The organism is Pseudomonas sp. 2848 (assembly GCF_003253945.1).
Taxonomy (GTDB): Bacteria; Pseudomonadota; Gammaproteobacteria; order Pseudomonadales; family Pseudomonadaceae; genus Aquipseudomonas.
This window is the reverse complement of sequence record NZ_QKZD01000013.1, coordinates 108,993-127,252: the sequence shown is the minus strand read 5'-3', so window position 1 is coordinate 127,252 and position 18,260 is coordinate 108,993. Positions and strand designations below refer to the sequence as shown.

Here is an 18,260-nt window from a genome sequence, read left to right as displayed (position 1 = left end):
CGCCCCGCAGTCCTGCCTGCCTAGCCAACCGGTTTCAGTTGCGTGAGGGGAAGATCCCTTCGGTCGCGATGATGAAGTTGATGCCCAGGTAAGGGCTCTGGTTCGAGAACGGCTGGTTGCCTGCCGCGGTCACCCCTGTCGTGGCAGGGATGGTGAGGTTGAAGGGTTTGAGGGTGGTATTGCTGGCGGTAGAGGCGTAGATGTCGATCGACACCCCCGAACCGGACGAATCCTTTGGCTTGGCCAGCACGCCAGTGGTCGAGGGTGCAGGCAGGTCGGCGTCACCTTCTGCGGCAGGGATGGCAACCGATACGGTCTGCGCGGGGATGTTCACGGCCTGCGACGCCATGTTCAGCGATGTCAGCGTGGTAGTCGGCGTGCCGGCTGCCTCGCCCAGCACGACACTCGGCAAGCCTGGCCCCTGCCCCTGCTGGACAGGTGCGCGACCACGCAGGTCAGGCAAGGCGAATGTAGTCTGGCCATTGCCACCGTAGGTCGTACCCAGAATCGAGAACAACGCGGTGTTCTGGGCGATGCTTAGCAGCTGCCCTTGGCAAAACATCCAGCCCCGTGGCGCGAAGTTTCCCGCGAACAATGTGATCTGACCGATGAATGGCTCACTCATTTACTGCACTCCTTTGACAACGCGGCAAGGACGGGCCTCAAGGCCCGCAGGTAATCACGTTCGTGACAGGCACGCTCAGAGCTGCCGATCGGCGTGGGAAATCGTCTGGAGCTCCGGCCCCCTTGGATATCGGGGCTCACCGGTCGCATCAATCGCGGCAATGGACGCTGGCCGGCTCATTTTCAGCGACAAGCCGTTCTCGCCGACCACCCGGAACCCACAGCGCTGATAGAGCCGCAAGGCCGGGTTGTGGGCGGTCACATGCAGGCCGGCGCTGAGCCCCCGTTCATCGGCACGTGCCAGCCACTGGCCGAGCAGCCGGCTGCCGATGCCACGGCCGCGCCAGGCGGGCAGCAGGGCCATGTCGATGAATTGCACGTGGCTGTCGGTCCACTGCAGGCAGGCACGGCCGATGCGCTCGCCCGCCGTTTCGATGACAAAGAAGCCGGCGTCGGCGAACTGGGCCTGGTAGTAGTCGTGCTGGGCCTGGAACTGCTGGTCGAGGAAGGCATCGATAGCGGCCTGCGGCCACGGCAGCAGGGCCATTTCGGCGGCACGCGTGGTGCCATAGAGCTCGCGCAGGAACGCCCGGTCGGCGTCCACCATGGGACGGAGGTTCACCTCGGGGATGGACATCGGGTCTGGCTTCCCTGCGTAAGGTTACCCCATGGTGAGGGGCGCACATCCAAGTGAATTGTCCTACACGATCATTCGCAGCGTAGCCGAAGAACAAGGCATATAGCCACTACTCTAGCGTGGTCTTTGCAACTATTTTCTCAAACACCCGTTCGAGGTATTTTGACGCCGGTTTCTAGGCATTTCGCAACCGTATGGATTCCAAAGCGTTGTAAGGCTGCAGGGCCCAACGGGCGATCGCCGCGCGCACCTCGTCGCTGGCTTCGTCACGCTTGCGCTTGCCATCGGCGCTGAAGTTCAGGGCCGGCTGCTTGGCATCGAAGGCCGCGACCGCCTGCAAATCCGCTACTTCGCCTGCCAGGATGCCGAACAGTGGCCCCAGGCGCCCCCAGACAGCATCGGGCAACTCGCTGTAGTTCACCGCGATGGCACCTTCGCGTTCGCACAACGCTAGGCCAGCCGCAAGGATTTCGCCAATCATCCGGCAGGTGTATTGCACCGCGCCCATGCCCTGGGCCTCGGCCAGCACACTGTCGAGCCCAGAGGCACCAAGCAGGCCCGGTACCCGGTGCATGCCCGGCTGGCGCAATTGGGAAACCACGATCTCCAGCGGGTCACGGTAGAGGAATACCCGTGGCACCTGGGGATACAGCGCCGTCAGCAGTGGCGCGTCGAAGATGCTCCAGGCGTCGAGCTTGATCAACAGGTGGCGCTCGTCGCCCCGACGACGCTGACCGTAGGCCGAGCACAGCGCCCGCAATGCATCGGCCTGCCAGGCGGCGGCGGCCGGGTCCTGGCGCGCGGCACGCAACAGGTTGTCCAACGGCGGCGGCTCCGACAGCACGATGTTGCGGGCCTGACTGGCGAGCAATTGGGCGATCAGCGTCGAGCCACAGCGCGAGGCATGGAACACCAGCACCGAGGGCGCCAGGCCGGGGCTGTGCAGTTGCCAGTCGAGCAAAGCCTGGACATCGGTGTCGCGGCGCATGGCCTGGTTGAAGGGCAAGCGCAGTGCCTGGTCGACGTCGTCGCGGAAAAACGGCCGGGCCAGGCGCCTCTCGCCGAACCAGCACCAGTCCACCCGCCATCCGGCGTCGCCTTGCCAGAGGCGGATGGGCAACCAGCCGTGAAAATCCATCGGGGTATTCACACTCGCCATTGATCGCTCCATGCCTGCTTGCCCCGGCGCATGGCACCCAGGACCTCTGCCTCGGAAAACGCCAGCCCTAGCTCGGCACCAAGGCGCACCGCCTCGACCACGAAGGCCCGGGGATCCTCCACCGCCTGTAGTTGCGCGGCCAATGCCGGCGCCTCACTCACCTGCTGGCGAAACCGTTCGAATGCCTGCCCAGCCCTCCCGGGCTGCAGTGCCGGCGTCTGCGCCAGGCCTTCATCGATCAGCGCCAGTAGCCAAGGGTCGGCCGCGCAGTCGAGTACCAGGTGGATGCGCTCACCGGGCCCGGGGTTGTTGACCCGGTGGGGGCGCGACAGGTCGATGAACCAGCACTCGCCTGGGCGCATCGGCACTTGCAGGCCATCCACAAGAAACTCCACGCCCGGAGGGCTCAGCAGCGGTATGTGCAATCGCAGGCAGCCGCCTGGGCGCCCGAGGTCAGGGTCACGGTGCTCGTGAATCCTCGCCCCCGCCCCCAGGCGTAACAGCCGGGCGGCGCGCAGCGATGCCTGAAAGGGCGCAAGGGCTTGCTGCCAGGCCGGCTCGCCTTGCCACCAGGCCAGGTTTATCGGCGCGCCTGTACCTGGGGCCAGCGGCAATGGCGCGTCCTCGGCGGTGACCAGCGCCACACCGCTCCAGTCGCCTTCGTGGTAGCCCCGGTTGAAATGCGCCTGCCAGGCTTCGCTGTCCAAGCGTGTCAGGGCCTGCAGCAACGCGGGCAGGTTGCTGGTCAAGGTGAGGCGGGAACACAGTGGCAGAGCGGTCTCGGTCATGCGGGCTCCTTGCGTTGGCATTGTCTTGAACGGTGTTCCTGGCGATGGATCGCGTAATTACGACGGGAGCCTGGCGGGAAAGGCCGCCTAAAACCCACTCTCACGAACCCCCAACGCCGCCAACCGTCGCCAGGCGGCCCCCAGCAACGACTCGCGCGCGCCCTCCAGCACCACCACCCCACGCAACGGCTGCGCCACATCGGGCACTTCGCCCAGCGGGCTCAGGCGCACGCCGTACTGGGCCTGCACCGGTTCCGCACGCTGCTGGCCATCCCGCCGCACCGCTACCGGGCCATGGCGGTCGGAGGCCAGCGCTTCGAGCTCCAGCACAGCCACGCCAGTGGCATCCACCTGCTCCACACGCACCGGCAATGCCGGGCGCGCCGGGTCATCGGCGATAAAGCGCCCTTCGCTGCCAGCCGCCACCCGCCACAGGTCGGCCTCAGCCAGGTAGCCGCGCAAACGTAGCCCCGGCTCGACCACTCGCCCCAAGGTCAGTGCCGGGCTGACCCATTGCCCCGGCGCCAGGCCGGTCGGCAGGTCGCGCAGCACTCCGTCGCGGGGCGCGCGCAGTTGCAGGCGCTCACGCTGGGCGGCCAGGCCGCGGTACTCGGCCACGGCTTCGGCCAGTTGCTGCTCGAGCACGCCGGCGTCCGCCGCCGTCTCGCTGCGCCCGGCCTGGCGGCGCAACAGCAGCTGCAGGATGTCGATCTCGCGGCGCACGATGGACTGGCGCGACGTCAGGTCGGGCGACTCCAGTTCCACCAGCAGCTCGCCCTGGCGAACCTCTTGCCCTTCGACCACCGGCAAGCTTTTCACCCGTGCCGCCACCGGTGCATGCAGGGCGCTGACGCGGGATGCCTCGAGCATCGCCGGCACGTCCACCGCGCCACGCCAGGGCAGCACCAGCACGGCCAGCAGCAAACCCAGCCCGCCCGCCACCCGCAGCGTCTTGCCCGGCGCCGCCTGGCCACGGTGCAGCCACCATTGCCGCAACTCCTTGTACACCGGCAAACCGATGAACCAGGCCAGCTCCACCAGCATCAGGAAGATGCCCAGCACCTTGAAGAACAGGTGATACACCGCCAGGGCGATACCGAAGAACAACACCGCGCGCCACAGCCAGGCGCCATAGCCCCACACCAGCAAACGGCGGCGCATGGTCGGCGACCAGGCTTCCGGGGCCGGCTCGCCATAGCCGAACAGCGCCTCGCGCAATCGCCAGCGACACAGGGCAAAGGCGCGGTTCTGCAGGTTCTCGACCCGCCACAAGTCACTGATCAGGAAGTAGCCATCAAAACGCATGAAGGGGTTGAGATTGACCAGCAAGGTGGTGATCCAGGTGGCGCTGGCCAGCATGAACGCTGCCGTGCGCGCCGGGCCGTCAGGCAGCAGCGACCAGGCCAGCAGCGCCAGCACCGCCAGCAGCAGCTCGGCGAAGACCCCACCGGCATCGATCAGCAACCGCGCACGGCGGTCGCTGACGCGCCAGGCATCGCTGACATCGGTGTAGAACATCGGCAACAGCACCATGAACGCCAAGCCCATGCTCTGCACCCGGCACCCGGCGCGCTTGGCCATGAAGGCGTGGCCGAACTCATGGCAGAGCTTGGCGAACCCCAGCGCCACGCCAAAGGCGAGGATGCCGCCGAGGCTGAACAGGTGCGGGAACGTGGCAATGAAGCGCGACCAATCGCGGATCACCAGGAACACACCCAACGCCAGCACCAACGGCAGGGCGTAGCGCAAGATCCAGCCTCCATGGCGTTCGAGCACCGGCCATGCGCGGTTGAGGAAGGCATCCGGGCGCCACAGCGGAATCCTGAAGAACAGGTACTGGTGCAGCACACGGGTCCACAGGCTCTGCCGGGTGGCGGCGGCCTTGGTCGCATAGCTTTCGCGCTGGCGGGCATCTTCGGCGCCGATCAGGTCGTGCTGGCCGAGAAACAGCAACAGTTCTTCCAATGCCTGCTCGTCGACTGCCAGGCCAGGCTCGGCATTGGCGGCAGCCAGCACACGCTGCGGGTCGCCCAGGCGCCAGTGCTGCAACAGCCGCACGGCGCCACCACCTAGCTTGAAGTAACGCCCGCGCAGCGGGTCAGCCAGGGTCCACTGCGGCGCGCCGTCATGCCCGGCCGCCGCCGGCGACAGCTGCAGGTCGGCGCGCAACGCCGGCAGGGTCACAGCCCCAGCCCCTGACGCAACGCAGCCAGCGGGCGACGCAGCAGGTAATAGACCAGCGGGGCGCGCTCGCCGTACACCTTGGCGGTACCACGCAAGCCGATGCGCGGTGGTGCCTCGTCGAAACCGGCGTCCAGCCGGTAGGCCAGTTGCCCGGCGGCGGTGGCCTGTGCCTCATAGGCCGCGCGCTCCAAGCGGGCGCCATGGCGATGCAGCGGGTCGCTGTCGAGGAACAACGCCACTTCGGCGCCAGGCTGCAAGGCGATTGCATCGCCCACCGGCAGCTCCAGGCGCAGTTCGGCCTGCTGCGGATCGGCCAGTTGCATCAGGCGCTCGCCGGTCTGCACGGGCTTGCCGGTCCAGCGCTCGGCGTCGGCGAACACCGCGATTCCCGCACGCTCGGCGCGAATTTCGCTGCGGCCGAGGAGCTGGCGGGCGTAGTCGAGTTCGGCGCGTTTCTGTTCCACGCGGGCGGCCAGCAGGTCGAGGCGGGCATTGGATTCGGCATCGCTGAAGGCGCGCTGGGTACTCGCCTTGAGCTCGGCCTCGGCGACCCCGAGGGCGCGCTCCGCGACATCGACCTGGGCCTTGAGGGTGGTGGCGTCGAAGCGTACCAGCAGGTCACCGACGGCGACCGTCTGGTTGGGCTTGACCAGGAACTCGGCGATCACTCCGTCCAGCGGCGCGGCAACCACCCGCCCTGCCCGCGGCACGACCTCGGCCGGGGCCAGCACCGACTGGCGCACCGGCACCAGCAGCACCAGCAATGACAACCCCAAGGCCGCCAGCAGGCGCCGCCGTGGCCAACGCAATCGCCAGGGTTTGGCCGGGCCCAAAGCCAGCCAGGCATGGGCGTAAGTCTCCCCCAACTGATTGAGCAGGGCTTGCTCGGCGGGGTTGAACGCCTGGTCGCGGGCCAGCCACAGCCCGCCGAACGCTTTGCCCTGGCGATCGAGCAAGGGCAGCCAAAATGCGTGGGCGGCGGATAACGAGCGCCAGTCTGCCTGGGCCTGGGTGTCCAGCAGCGTCGGATCCACGGCCCCGGCCTGGGCCGCGACGCCGGCAGCCTGGAGCGTGTGAGCGGCGCGTTCGACAAACGCCACGAACGGCGCATGGGCCTCGACCACACTGATGCCGGTCAGTGCCCGAACCTTGCCGGCGATCAGCAGGGCGGCATGGCGAAAACCGAACAGTGCCAGGCCATCGTTGACCATGTTGTAGGCCAATTGCTCGGGACCAGCCGCCTGGCGGGCCTGGCGCTGCAGGCCGAGAAACAGCGCGAAGGCATGCTCGGCCACACCCGTGGCGGCGGCCGTCATGGTTGTGCGGCGAAGTGGGCGGTGCCGCTCATGCCGGCCAGCAGCCCCTGGCTGTCACGGGGCAGTTCGCCGATCAGCAGCAACGTCTGGCTGCCCTCGTCGATCCGTGCGCCGACGCGCTTGACCTGTGCCTGCAGCGGCTTGCCGGTTTCATCGGGAACGAACTCGAACGGCTGGCCTTGCTTGAGCTGCCCCAGCCAACGCGAGGGCACCAGCAGGTGGATCTCCAGCGAGCGGTTGTCCACCACCTCAAGCAGCGGTGACCCACTGGCGACGCTTTCATGGGGCTGGGCCCGGCGCTGAACCACCCGGCCATCGAACGGCGCGCTGACCACGCAGCGCCGGACCTGTACCTGGTACACCTGGGCCTCGGCCTGGGCCTGGGCCTGCTTGGCCTCGGCCAGCGACACCTCGAACTGGCCGACCGACTTCAGCGCGGCCAGTTGGCGGTTGTGGTTGAGTTCCTCGCGGGCAGCGCGCACGGCGGCCTGGGCGGCGTTGAGCTGGGCCTGGTAGGCGCTGCAATCGAAGCGCGCCAGGGTGCTGCCCTGCTTGAAGTCCTGGCCATCGGCATAGGGCATCTCGACGATGCGCCCGGCCAGCTCACTGGACAGCACGGCCTGGTCACGGGCACGCAGCACACCACGGGGATTCTGCCCGGCGCTGGACGCAGCGGGGGTATCGAGCAAGGGGTCGGCGGGTGGGTCGCCGGCCTGCGCCAGCGGCAGGTGCAACAGACCCAGGGTCAAAGCCAGACGGAAACCGCGAAGCATGTTGCGCACTCCCTTGCGAGCTGATGGCCGGAGTGTAAGACAAAAAATGATGGCACGGATATATCACGCCGATGAAGATTCGGGGCTTTGCCAAACCCCGCAAATCTTCCGGGAATCGTCATGGCAACGCGTAGGCGCGGGCTTGCCACGTTGCGGGCAAGCCCGGACTCACCTCAACCCACAGAGCCTGCTGCTGCGGCGCCCCGCGCATGCCCCCGGGTGGTGGTGATGCCGAGGAACGAGATCACGATCGCCAGGCTCAAGGTGGCGGTGACCTCGGCGCGGTGTTCCTCGGTGAACATCATCACGGCCAGTGCACCGCCGATGAACAGGATCACCGCCCAGGTCAGCCAGGGAAACAGCCACATGCGGAACTTGAGGTTGGCGCTTTCGCGCTCCAGCCGTGCACGCATGCGCAACTGCGAAATGGCGATCACCAGGTACACCAGCAAGGCAATGGCGCCGGAGCTGGCCAGCAGGAACTCGAACACGCCCTTGGGCGCGAAGTAGTTGAGGATGGCGATCGCCGCGCCGATCAGGGTGCTGCCGAACACCGCCGCACGCGGCACACCGACCCGTGAAGTGTTCTTCAGCAGCGCTGGCGCATCGCCGCGCCTGGCCAGCGAGTACATCATCCGCGAGGCGATGTAGATCGACGAGTTCATGCAGCTGGTCACCGCCACCAGCACCACGAAGTCGACCATCAGCGCGGCGTTGGGGATGTTCATGATCTCCAGCGCACGTTGGTAGGAGCCCACCACTGCCAGCTGCGGGTCGTTCCACGGCACTACCGAGATGATCACGAAGATCGACAGGATATAGAAAGTACTGATACGCCATATCACCGAGCGGGTGGCCTTGGCGATGTTGCGCGCCGGATCGCTGGACTCGGAGGCAGCGATGGTCACCGCCTCGGTGCCGATGAAACTGAACATCACGGTGATGAAGGCACCCACCACCGCCGACCAGCCCTTGGGGGCGAAGCCGCCATGCTCGTCGACCAGCGTGCTCAACCCGCTGACCTCGCGCTCCGGCAACCAGCCTGCCAGTGCGGCAAAACCCAGGCCGATGAAGCCGAGAATCGCGGTGACCTTGAGAATGGCGAACCAGAACTCGAACTCGCCGTACTTGGCCACGCTGAACAGGTTGGTGCAGGCCAGCAACAGCACCGAGGCCAGGGCGAAGATCCAGCTGTCTACCTGGGGGAACCAGGCGTTGAGCACATGCCCCGCGGCCAGCGCCTCGATGGGGATCACCAGCACCCAGAACCACCAGTACAGCCAGCCGATGGTGTAACCGGCCCAACGGCCGATGGCCTGGTCGGCATAGGTGGAGAACGAGCCAGTGTCGGGGTGAGCCACGGCCATTTCGCCGAGCATGCGCATGACCAGCACCACCAGGGTGCCGGCCACGAAATAGGAAAGAATGGTGGCGGGCCCGGCAGCCGCGATAGCATGCCCGGAGCCGACGAAAAGTCCCGCGCCGATGATGCCAGCGATGGACAGCATCGTTACGTGACGTGGCTTGAAACCTTGAGCAAGGTTGCCATCAGTTCCCACGGTGTTCATTGGTCTTGTTCTCTTTTTACTGACACAAGGAAGGGACGGGCAGGCGTAGGCGAAACGGTCTCCTCGGCTAAGGGCGGAGTACGTTGCGCACGCTCTGTTACGGCCTTCTCATGCGCCCGGGGCAACGCACCATGGGGATGCGGGCTTCACTTTAAGCTGGGCGCGGCGCGAGCAAAATGCTCGAAAACGTCAGACAACTGTTCGATCACGACACCGCGTGCCCGTGCACGTCAGTCAAGCCCCCGGACATGCCTGTTTGCGTCAGTCGCGGTCACGCAGGTAGTCCCAGTAGAAGTTCACCACCGCGAACACCACGATCACCGTGACGATCATCAGGCCGATCTGCAGATTGCTCATGGCGTTCTCCCGTTCATGGCGTTGCATGCATCAGGTATGGCGTGGGAGCGGGCTTGCCCCGCGATTGCGATTACAGGGAAAACCTCTTTGCCTGGGCTGACGCTATCGCGGGACAAGCCCGCTCCCACAGGACCGCGGTGTCTGCCCGAACGGGCCAGGCGCTTGAGCGCCAGCACCATGAGCACGCCCAGCAACATCATCGCCAGCACCAGCACGGCATAGGCCAGCCACCAGGGCACGCCTGCCGTCATCATGCTGAACTCGGACATGCCGCCAATGCTGGCGATCAGGTTCAGTGGCAGGAACACCACGTTGATCAGGGTGAGCTTGCGCAGGGTCTCGTTCATCGCGTTGTTGGCCAGGTTGCCGCGGGCGTCCATCAAGCCGGCGAACACCGTCGAGTAGATTTCGGCCTGCTTGTGGCACTGGTTGTTCTCGATGACCAGATCGTCGATCAGGGCCAGCACCTCGGGGTTGAAATGGCGCTTCTCGCCATGGGCGCGCAAGCGCGAGAGCACCGCGCCATTGCTGTGGATGGCGTTGATGTAGTGGATCAGGCTCTCGCTGAGGTTGAACATCTGCATCAGGTGATGGTTCTCCAGCGATTGCTCGAAGCGCTGCTGCAGTTCGCGGGCGACCATCTTGATCACCTTCAGGTGCCCCAGGTAGTGATGCAGGTTGTCCAGCAGGATGGCCAGCAGCACATCCATCGGCTCGTGCAGCGCATGGCGCTGCCCCAGGCCGTCGAGCAGAGAGGCGTCCGGGGCGATCAGCACCAGGTGGCCATCGACCATCAGCATGCCGAACGAGGACACCTGGAAGGCGAAGCTGTCGCCCCCGGTGTAGCTCTCCGGGCGTTTCCAGATCAGGAACAGGCCATCGCGGTGCAGTTCGATGCGTGACACCTCGTCCGGGTCGAGTGCCGAAGCCAGGGCATGGGCATCCAGGTGGAACCAAGCCTGCAACAGCTCTCGCTCAGCACTGTCCGGCTCTACGAACAGCAGCACCTCGCAATCGAGTCCTTCGCGCTTGCGCAACTGGCCATGGGCCAGGCTATAGCTTTCGATCATGCCAGCACCTCGTTACCAGGCTTGCCCCCGGCGCTTCTGCTCCAGGCGGCGGATGAACTCCTCAAGCACCAGGGTGTAGAGGTCGTCATGCAGGTAGGCGTCTTCGATGCCTGCGTCGAGGTTGGGGTTGTCGTTGACCTCTATTACCACCACCCGCTCGCCGACCTGTTTGAGGTCGACGCCGTACAGACCATCGCCGATCAGGTTGGCGGCCTTGACCGCCAGCTCCACCACCGCCCGCGGCGCCTCGTGCACGGCCAGGGTGCGGCACTCGCCGTTGACCTCGTCGCGCTGGGCCTGGTGGTTGAAGATCTGCCAGTGGCCCTTGGACATGAAGTACTGGCAGGCAAAAATCGGTTTGCGGTTGAGCACACCGATACGCCAGTCGTACTCGGTGTAGAGGTATTCCTGGGCAAGCAGCAGTACCGAATGCTCGAACAGGTCGGCGGTGGCGGCCTGGAGTTCGCCGGGGTCCTTGACCTTGATCACGCCCCGGGAGAAACAGCCGTCGGGGATCTTCAGCACCAGCGGAAAGCCCAACCGCTCGCCGATGCCTTCCAGGGCCTGAGGGTTGTCGCGGTAGAGGATCTCGCTGGCCGGCATGGCCAGGCGATGGCTGCGCAGCAGGTCAGTCAGGTACACCTTGTTGGTGCAGCGCAGGATCGATGCCGGGTCGTCCATTACCACCAGCCCTTCGCTCTCGGCCTTCTTGGCGAAGCGGTAGGTGTGGTTGTCGACGCTGGTGGTCTCGCGGATCAGCAACGCGTCGTACTCGGCCAGGCGGGCGTAGTCCTTCTTGCCGATCAGCTCGACATCGACCCCCAACTGGCGCCCGGCGCGGATGAAGTGTTCCAGTGCCTTGGGGTTGGAAGGCGGCAGCGCTTCGTCAGGGTCGTGGAGGATCGCCAGGTCGTATCGCGCCACCCGGCGCGAGCGTGGCTGGCGCCAGATCCTGCGGCTGAAGCCATCGAGGGCGTTGGCGAACGGGTCCTGCTGGTCTTCACGCAACTTGTGCAGCGCACCGGCCTTGACCCCGGCGATATGCCAGGTGCTGGTCTTGCGGAACTCCACCAGCAGGATCGGGCACGGAAAACTTTCGAACAGCTGGCGGGCGATGTCCTGCAGCGGTTCCAGATCGGTACGGCCGAAATACAGGGTCAGGGTGAACCCTTCGGTTTCTCCATAGGGGTGATTGGCCAAGGCACTCTCGAGGCTGCGCGCCATGTCGTCGAGGGCCAATCCGTATAACGACTTACGGGTCAACTCACTGATACTTCTGACCGAGGGAATGACTTTATGCCCTCGCGCCTCGGCCAACAACGAACAATAATAACCGTGACCTAGATACTTGTAATTACGACATAGGTTTATTACCTGGACACGCTTGCCGTTATCGGCCTCGCGTGGCTCCTCCAGGTACTCCTGGGCCGTCAAGACGTCCTCGCTGGGCAGGTACGAAGCCCAGTCCTCACGCCGTTCAACGATGATCACCAGCTGACTTGACTTATTATCCAGCGTCAGTGGATAAATAACACCAGCTGTACTTGAGTGTGAACTTTCCCCGGGCCAGCCAGGTAAAGGTTCCTGAAACGAAGACATGATTGAAGCCCTGTGTTGGGTAGACACGGTTTCTATTAAGCACGAAGTTTTTCGAATGTCCCGTTTCATTACGCAACTTTTACGGCGGCCCTATGCACATCGAATTTCGCCTGGCAACTGTTGACGACCTGCCGGCCCTGCTGGCGCTGGAGAACCAGTGCTTCGCCATCGACCGACTGACCCCGCGCAGCTTTCGCTGGATGCTGTCCCACGCCAACGCCAGCCTGCTGGTGGCGCAACGCGACGGACAACTGATGGGTTATGCACTGTTACTCTTCCACCGTGGCACCTCGCTGGCCCGGCTGTATTCCATCGCCATTGCCGAACAGGCGCGTGGCCATGGCCTTGGCGCCCGCTTGCTGGAACAGGCCGAACACTGCGCTCTGGAGCACGAACGCGCCTACCTGCGTCTTGAGGTACGCACCGACAATCCCAAGGCCATTGCCCTGTACGAACGCCATGGCTACCGCCGCTTCGCCCAGGTCGACGACTACTACGAGGACCACACCAGCGCCCTGCGCTACGAAAAGCGCATCCTCCAGCACCCGGCGGGCGAGACGCGACCGGTTCCCTACTACGCCCAGACCACCGATTTCACCTGCGGCCCGGCCTGCCTGCTGATGGCCATGGCCGCGCTGCGATCGCAGCGCCCGCCAAGCCGCCGCGAGGAACTGCGCCTGTGGCGCGAGGCAACCACCGTGTTCATGACCTCCGGCCACGGCGGCTGCAGCCCCCACGGGCTGGCGCTGGCCGCATGGCGTCGGGGCTTTCGCGTGCGCCTGCTGCTCAATACCGAAGGGCCGCTGTTTCTCGATGGCGTGCGCCAGCCCGGCAAGAAGGAGGTCATGCGCCTGGTTCATGAGGACTTCTGCGCAGAATTGCAGGACAGCGACGTGGAGGTCGCCCGGCAGGCCCCCGACCTGCCCCGGGTACTGGCCGAAGGCGGCCTGGCGCTGGTGCTGATCAGCAACTACCGGCTGACCGGTAGCAAGGCGCCGCATTGGGTGCTGGTCACCGCCTGCGACGACGACTTCGTCTACCTGCACGACCCCGACACCGACCACGCTCGTCACCGGCAGGCCCTGGACTGCCAGCACCTGCCGGTCAGCTACCAGGAGTTCCAGCGCATGAGCCTGTTCGGTGGACGCAAGTTGCGGGCGGCGGTGGTGGTGTTTGAACGGGAGGTACGTAGGGCGTAAAGCCATCCGCATTCGATGCGTTTACCTCAACCAAACCCAGTGAGGAGGTGGTCCGGGCAACTGTCATTTTTAGCAGTTTCACGGGCCTTTACGCACTGATAGTTTGGCTGTCATCAGCTTGAGCACGACAGATCGCGATCATCCGGGTTTTCCACTACAAATGGTACTCACCATGACAAACACCTTGCTGGCCACAGACCGCCTGCAAAGCCCGCTCTTGATGCGGCAAGCGGAAAAGCCCACCGGCAGCTTCTGGATATCCAACGAGTATTGTTACCGCCATATTTAACAGCGTACTGATAGTCCTAGGGGTCCATGAAACCGTTGACACCATCAGCGCCCCCAACCGAGCAACTGGATCACAGGATACTGTTGATGGCATTGAAATGGGTGATGCAGGTCGTGAGCTTCTCTCGATTAACGCCGGGCAACAGCGTTTCAATACACCACTTGCCAAGTCGAAAAACAAGGTAAGACATCTGCAAAACGAAATTGCAGAACTTAGACAACGAGTCAAACATTTAGAAAGAGGAAACCGAAACTCTAACCAACAATAATACAACCAGTCTGCCTACGCATTGCCTGCCTTGCAAGCTTGAATACGCGGCATACTCAAGCACAATTAATTACAACGCTCGTTCAGAACAATAGCTAATATCGTGTACTTCACCCAAAATTTCAGAGAAAGCCATGACAGTTTCCCTGAGCGAGCCCACCCACAAACTGGTTGAACACTACCGAGACGACCCGCTTCTACGCGCCGAACTAAACGCCCTCACCCGCCAGACCTACGGCTTCGACTTCGAAGCCTGGTACCAGGCCGGCTTCTGGCAAGCCGACAACCAGCCGTGCTCACTGGTTCGCGACGGAAAGATGCTGGCCAACGCCTCGGCCAACCTGCTCGACTTCACCCTCGGTGGCCAACATCTGCACTGCGTTCAGATCGGCACGGTGATAACTGCGCCCGAAGCACGAGGCCGTGGCTACAGCCGGTATCTGATGGAAGTGCTGGTGGAGCGCTGGGCAGGCCAATGCGACCTGCTGTACCTGTTCGCCAACAGCACCGTACTCGATCTCTATCCCAGGTTCGGTTTTCGCCGAGTGGTCGAACACGAGTACTACCAGCCCTGGTCGGCGCAGCCACGAGCCACTACCTTCCACCCGGTGAATCTGGATGATGGCGAACAACGTCAACGCTTCATCGATGCGCTGGAAAAGAGTTGTCCACAGGCGCGACTGAACCTGGTGCCGAATGTGCCGCTGACGATGTTCTATTGCGATGGACCATACCGGGAGGCGGTGTTCCATTCCGCAGAGCACGAGGCCTATGTGGTGATCGAACATGATGGCGAGCGGATGGTGCTGGTGGACGTGTTCTGCGAACGCGAACTGGTGCTGGCCGATGTGCTGGCTGAACTGGTCACGGCAACGACCCGGGAGGTGGTGCTGGGGTTTGCGCCGCTACATGGCGATGGCTTCGCGACCCGAGTTGTGGATAGCGATGATGCGCTGTTCGTCTGGGGCGCGACATCCACCAGTGTCGATGGGCAGACGCTGATGTTTCCATTGCTGTCCCATACCTGACTGGGTCCCCCGCCAAACAGCGCACCGTCTCCTCACAGGGCTTGCACAGACCTTCACCAGGTCAGGCAGATCTTGCCGAAATGCCGGTTGCTCTCCTGGTACCGGAACGCCTCGACCATCTGCTCCAGTTCGAAATGCTTGTCCACCACCGGCCGCAGGCCGTTGGCGTCGATGGCGCGGACCATCGCCTGCTGCTGGGCGCGGCTGCCCACCAGCACGCCCTGCAGGCGGATCTGCCGCACCAGCGCCTGCACCAACGGCAACTGCCCGGCCACGCCGGTGAGGATGCCAATCAACGACACGTGGCCACCGATGCGCGCAGCGATCATCGACTGCTCCAGGGTGGCCGGGCCGCCGACTTCGATCACATGGTCCACGCCACGGCCGCCGGTGAGTTCACGGACCTTTTCGCCCCATGCTGGCGTGGCCTTGTAGTTGATCAGGTGATCCGCGCCCAGTGCCTTGAGGCGTTCGAGCTTGGCGTCGCTGGACGAGGTGGCGATCACCGTGGCGCCGGCCAGCTTGGCGAACTGCAGGGCAAAGATCGACACGCCACCGGTGCCCTGCACCAGCACGCTGTCACCGGGCTTGAGGTGGTCGTCGCTCATCAACGCGCGCCAGGCGGTGAGGCCGGCAGTGGTCAGCGTCGCCGACTCGGCATGACTGTAGCCTTTGGGCGCAAGGGTGAAGGAGGTGGCCCGGGCGGTCACCTGTTCGCGGGCGTAGCCGTCGATGCCATCCCCCGGCACGCTGGCGAAGCCCTCGACCTGGGCTTGGCCGTCGAGCCAGTCGGGGAAGAACGTACTGACCACGGCATCGCCAACCTGGAACTCACTGACCCCGGCCCCAACTGCGATCACGTCACCGGCGCCGTCGGCCATCGGGATGCGCCGCTCGCTCGGCCCCCACATGCCACTGACCACGGCGAAGTCGTGGTAGTTGAGGGAGCTGGCGTGCAGGCGCACGGTGATCTCACCGGCCTTGGGCGCGGCGGTTTCGCAGGTGCCGACCTGGACCTTGTCGTAGCCGCCGCCGGACAGGACGTAGAGGGCCTTGGTGCTCATGGGATGGTTCTCCATCGTGGGAAAAGGTGCAGTGCAGCTTAGACAGGTCTGGATGATCGCGGGGCAAGCCCGCTCCCACGATGGTAGGCACGTGGGAGCGGGCTTGCCCCGCGACAGGGCCGTCAGCGGAGCAACGCCCTCAACGCCCGGCAATCGGCCGCGTGCCAGTCAGCCAGCTGCGGCCAGGGATTGTCCGGCAAGTTGACCAGCACGGTGCGGGTGCCCGCGGCCCGGCCGCAGTCGAGGTCGAAGCGGTAGTCACCGACCATCACCATTGCACCGGGGCTCACACCCCAGGCCCGGGCGATCTGCAACAACCCGTCCGGGCTGGGCTTGGGGGCCGCCTCGTCGCGACCGAGGATATGTTCGACCGGGAAGCAGTCAGCCAGGCCGATGGCCTCGAGGGTCACGTGGGCAAGCTCGCGGGCATTGCGCGTGAGAATGGCCAGCCGGCAATCGCGTCGGGCCAGTTCGCGCACCAGCTCCACGGCGCCGTCGGCGGCCTTGGAGGCGATTGCCAGGTCGCGCTCATGCTCCAGCAGCCAGGCATGCTTGGCTGCCGCCTCCGCTGCCGGCAAGGCTGCCAGGTGGGTGAGTATGTCGTGCTCGGACGGGATTTCGAGCGCTTCGCGGATGGCCGCGAAGTCATGCACGGCAACCGTCAAGGTGCCGTCCATGTCGAACACCCAGTGGCGAATGTCGCCCAGGCTCATGCCCAGTCCTTGCGATGGCGGATCAGGCCTTCCTGGGTCGACGAGGCCACCAGTTGCCCGGCGCGGTTGAAGATGCTGCCCCGGCAGAAGCCACGGGCATTGCCGGCCCAGGGGCTGTCGGTGGCGTATAGCAGCCAGTCGTCGGCGCGCAGGTCACGGTGGAACCATAGCGAGTGGTCGAGGCTGGCGATCTGCATGTCCTTCTGCCACACCGACTTGCCATGGGGCAGCAAGGATGTGGTGAGCAGGCCGAAGTCCGAGGCGTACGCCAGCAGGTACTTGTGCAGCGCCGGAATATCCGGGAGGTTGCCATCGGCACGGAACCAGGCGTACTTGACCGGGTCGCCGGGCTTGGGATTGAACGGGTCGCGCTCGGTGACCGGACGGATCTCGATGGGCTTGGCGCACAGCACCTTCTCGCGGATGCGCTCGGGAAGCTTGTCAGCCATGGCGCTGGCCAGCTCGACCTCGCTGGGCAGGTTCTCCGGGCCGACCACATCGGGCATCGATGCCTGGTGCGCGAAGCCTTCTTCGTCGTACTGGAACGAGGCGCTGCAGGTGAAGATCGGCTGGCCCTTCTGGATCGCCGTGACCCGCCGGGTGCTGAAACTGCCGCCGTCACGGACACGATCCACTGAGTAGACCACCGGCATGCTGGCATCACCCGGGCGCAGGAAGTAGCCATGCAGCGAATGCACATGGCGCGCATCCTCGACCGTCTGGCTGGCCGCCGACAACGACTGACCGAGCACCTGGCCACCGTACAGCTGGCGGAAGCCCAGGTCCTGGCTGCGTCCGCGGAACAGGTTCTCCTCGATGGACTCGAGGCTCAGCAAGTCGACCAGATCGTCGAGTACGTGGCTCATGGGGTTCTCCTGGCAAGACAATACGGCGCGTTTATGCCGGCGAATGATACAGGGTTTTGCCGTTGGTCCCGTCGTACGAATGGCGAGCTATTCAGCCGCGCAGGTTCTGTTGCCAGCGGGCGCGGTCGATGCGGTACAGCACATGAGGCCGCAGCGGATCGCCCGGTGGCAGGCGCGGGTGCTCGAAGCTGCCCTCGAGGTCCTGGACCATGCCGATGGCCTGCATCACCTTCTGCGACGGCAAATTGCCCTCGGTGGTGAACGACACCACCTCGTCCAGATGCAGTTGGGCGAAGGCACAGCGCAGGCAGGCCCAGGCCGCCTCGCTGGCGAAGCCCAGCCCCCAATGCCGGTGGGCCAGGCGCCAGCCGATTTCCACCGCCGGGCCGAAGGGCGCGTCGAAATTGACGTTGAGCAGGCCGGTCATGCCGATGAAGGCGCCGCTGTCCTTGCGCTCCAGGGCCCAGAGGCCGAAACCGTATTCATTGAAATGACCGCGCACGCGGCCGATCAGCGCGGCCGCCTCGACCCGGGTCATCGGTGCGGGGAAGTAACGCATCACCTGTGGGTCGGCGCACAAGGCGGCGAACTCGCGCAGGTCGTCGTCCTGCCATTGGCGCAGCACCAGGCGCGGGCTTTCCAGTTCGAGGATGGGGGTCATCGGCGCGGCTCCGAAATCACGGTCTGGCAGTGTACAGCGTAGGACTTGTTGCCAGCGTCCAGAAGCCCCTTTTCAATGGGCGAGCATGATCACCGCAA

Annotated in this window: 16 protein-coding genes; 2 read left to right on the top strand and 14 right to left on the bottom strand. The window is 64.8% G+C overall.

Going from position 1 to position 18,260, the window contains the following annotated elements; all coding sequences use genetic code 11:
* Nucleotides 1-34: 34 nt before the first annotated feature.
* The 10 genes from DFS21_RS22805 to DFS21_RS22760 all read right to left on the bottom strand — a co-directional run bounded on the left by DFS21_RS22805 (nt 35) and on the right by DFS21_RS22760 (nt 12,075).
* Nucleotides 35-625, bottom strand: coding sequence for a phage tail protein (locus DFS21_RS22805; RefSeq protein ID WP_102684140.1), 591 nt, complete (start codon nt 623-625; stop codon nt 35-37).
* A 75-nt stretch (nt 626-700) separates the two neighbouring features.
* A complete protein-coding gene (locus DFS21_RS22800; protein ID WP_110703116.1) occupies nt 701-1,261 on the bottom strand; it encodes a GNAT family N-acetyltransferase in 561 nt (186 codons plus the stop codon).
* A 175-nt stretch (nt 1,262-1,436) separates the two neighbouring features.
* Entirely contained in the window at nt 1,437-2,420 is a 984-nt protein-coding gene (locus tag DFS21_RS22795) for a sulfotransferase family protein (protein ID WP_110703119.1), read from the bottom strand.
* The gene (locus tag DFS21_RS22790) at nt 2,408-3,208 is read right to left on the bottom strand and encodes an aspartyl/asparaginyl beta-hydroxylase domain-containing protein (RefSeq protein ID WP_110703122.1); all 801 of its coding nucleotides are present in this window, start codon (nt 3,206-3,208) and stop codon (nt 2,408-2,410) included. The genes DFS21_RS22795 and DFS21_RS22790 overlap by 13 nt, the downstream gene beginning before the upstream one ends.
* Before the next feature lie 87 nt (nt 3,209-3,295).
* Nucleotides 3,296-5,392 carry an HlyD family efflux transporter periplasmic adaptor subunit gene (locus tag DFS21_RS22785; RefSeq protein WP_110703125.1) on the bottom strand — a complete coding sequence of 699 codons (2,097 nt, stop codon included), beginning with the start codon at nt 5,390-5,392 and terminating at the stop codon, nt 3,296-3,298.
* A complete protein-coding gene (locus tag DFS21_RS22780; RefSeq protein ID WP_110703128.1) occupies nt 5,389-6,708 on the bottom strand; it encodes an efflux RND transporter periplasmic adaptor subunit in 1,320 nt (439 codons plus the stop codon). The genes DFS21_RS22785 and DFS21_RS22780 overlap by 4 nt, the downstream gene beginning before the upstream one ends.
* Nucleotides 6,705-7,481: an efflux RND transporter periplasmic adaptor subunit gene (locus DFS21_RS22775; RefSeq protein WP_046857240.1), complete on the bottom strand. Its 777-nt coding sequence runs from the start codon at nt 7,479-7,481 to the stop codon at nt 6,705-6,707. Before DFS21_RS22775 ends, DFS21_RS22780 begins: the two co-directional genes overlap by 4 nt.
* Before the next feature lie 173 nt (nt 7,482-7,654).
* Nucleotides 7,655-9,049 carry a GABA permease gene (gabP, locus tag DFS21_RS22770; RefSeq protein WP_111533194.1) on the bottom strand — a complete coding sequence of 465 codons (1,395 nt, stop codon included), beginning with the start codon at nt 9,047-9,049 and terminating at the stop codon, nt 7,655-7,657.
* A gap of 353 nt (nt 9,050-9,402) precedes the next feature.
* A complete protein-coding gene (locus DFS21_RS22765) occupies nt 9,403-10,476 on the bottom strand; it encodes a magnesium transporter CorA family protein (RefSeq protein ID WP_256591525.1) in 1,074 nt (357 codons plus the stop codon).
* Between the two features lie 12 nt (nt 10,477-10,488).
* Entirely contained in the window at nt 10,489-12,075 is a 1,587-nt protein-coding gene (locus DFS21_RS22760) for a RimK family protein (protein WP_250888383.1), read from the bottom strand.
* A 92-nt stretch (nt 12,076-12,167) separates the two neighbouring features.
* Between DFS21_RS22760 and DFS21_RS22755 the strand changes: the two genes are divergently transcribed.
* Together DFS21_RS22755 and DFS21_RS22750 are read left to right on the top strand one after the other, a co-directional pair.
* The gene (locus DFS21_RS22755; protein WP_110703134.1) at nt 12,168-13,274 is read left to right on the top strand and encodes a peptidase C39 family protein; all 1,107 of its coding nucleotides are present in this window, start codon (nt 12,168-12,170) and stop codon (nt 13,272-13,274) included.
* A gap of 690 nt (nt 13,275-13,964) precedes the next feature.
* The gene (locus DFS21_RS22750) at nt 13,965-14,858 is read left to right on the top strand and encodes a GNAT family N-acetyltransferase (protein ID WP_111533193.1); all 894 of its coding nucleotides are present in this window, start codon (nt 13,965-13,967) and stop codon (nt 14,856-14,858) included.
* 53 nt (nt 14,859-14,911) lie between these two features.
* Here DFS21_RS22750 and DFS21_RS22745 read toward each other — a convergent pair whose 3' ends face one another.
* The 4 genes from DFS21_RS22745 to DFS21_RS22730 all read right to left on the bottom strand — a co-directional run bounded on the left by DFS21_RS22745 (nt 14,912) and on the right by DFS21_RS22730 (nt 18,162).
* Complete coding sequence (locus DFS21_RS22745) at nt 14,912-15,922, bottom strand: NAD(P)-dependent alcohol dehydrogenase (RefSeq protein WP_111533192.1); 1,011 nt, start codon at nt 15,920-15,922, stop codon at nt 14,912-14,914.
* A 122-nt stretch (nt 15,923-16,044) separates the two neighbouring features.
* Nucleotides 16,045-16,635 (bottom strand): HAD family hydrolase, encoded by a 591-nt coding sequence (locus DFS21_RS22740; protein WP_110703144.1) that lies wholly within the window; start codon nt 16,633-16,635, stop codon nt 16,045-16,047.
* Nucleotides 16,632-17,501 carry an acyl-CoA thioesterase II gene (gene tesB / locus DFS21_RS22735; RefSeq protein ID WP_111533191.1) on the bottom strand — a complete coding sequence of 290 codons (870 nt, stop codon included), beginning with the start codon at nt 17,499-17,501 and terminating at the stop codon, nt 16,632-16,634. The genes DFS21_RS22740 and tesB overlap by 4 nt, the downstream gene beginning before the upstream one ends.
* 91 nt (nt 17,502-17,592) lie before the next feature.
* On the bottom strand, nt 17,593-18,162 hold the full coding sequence (locus tag DFS21_RS22730; protein ID WP_111533190.1) for a GNAT family N-acetyltransferase: 570 nt from the start codon (nt 18,160-18,162) through the stop codon (nt 17,593-17,595).
* Nucleotides 18,163-18,260 lie beyond the last annotated feature (98 nt).